We start from the raw sequence: 1,033 nt of genomic DNA on the forward strand, positions 1-1,033 counted from the left end.
GCAATTCAACGGTTAATTTAGTCAATAAAAAAGCCCAACATCCTGTTAGGCTTTTTTACATATTTGATGCGTTGGTATAACTCCTGTCGTACCTCGCATTCCCTGTATCTGATCTTATTATTCTTATCTGGAGCATCCTGCTCTCTATGTCCCCATAATAGAAAATTGATGAAGAATGGCATAGACGCAAAGAGCCTGAATGAATGTAAGTCAAAGCGTACAAAATTGGCTGAGATTTATCCCAAGGGTTGTCCGCAGAAATTGGGGATAATTTGAGCAGTGGATGAGTTGATAAATCATAACAATGTACTTTTTTGATTAAATATTGATCATATTTATTTAATCTATTTTTATTAAAATTTTATGAATTCATAAATCATTAATATGTAAGCAAAGATTAGATATATGACAAATCAACCAAAGTGTCATTTTCAACTCTTAAGTTTGAATCGCTTTTTAAAAAATCAAACCTGAGACTACATAATGACTAAATTGACTTCATTGAGCTTAGCAATATTATTGGCATTCAATTTAACTGCCTGCAACGACAATGATGATAAAGATGAATCATCCGCCCTGCCTGAAACACCGACAACACCAGCCCCAGAGCCAGAAACACCAGAAGAAGAAGTTCCTGTACCTAAAGTCTATTTAGACGAAAACTTCGATCAACTCACAGCGCTGCCAGCGGCATGGACAACACTGCGCTCAAATGCAGGCACGGTTGAAGTCAAAGACGGCAGCTTATTCATTGATGGGCGCGCCAATGACACACAAATGACCACGTTAATGCTGTCACCTGAATATCAAAAACTCAGAAACTATCGCATAGATATCGAATTTACTTATTTAGAAAGAAATAATGGCGGCCGCTGGGGCAGTATTATTTACCGCGCTGCTGACAGCTATGCTGAACCTGCCTTCACGCCTTATTATCAATTTGCAATTCGCGCCGATGCAGCTGGCGCCAGCGGTCTAGAACTTGCGCTGCGCCAGCCTACCAATGCGTGGAATGTGCTGCATAAATCTGCTT

Annotated in this window: 1 pseudogene; it reads left to right on the top strand. The window is 39.6% G+C overall.

Features of this window, described 5'->3' with window-relative positions:
• Window positions 1–483: 483 nt before the first annotated feature.
• Window positions 484–1,033 (top strand): annotated as a pseudogene (locus tag FTV43_RS15835) (glycerophosphodiester phosphodiesterase); the annotation flags it as partial.

Source organism: Acinetobacter sp. YH16053, from assembly GCF_013417035.1.
Classification (GTDB): Bacteria; Pseudomonadota; Gammaproteobacteria; order Pseudomonadales; family Moraxellaceae; genus Acinetobacter; species Acinetobacter towneri.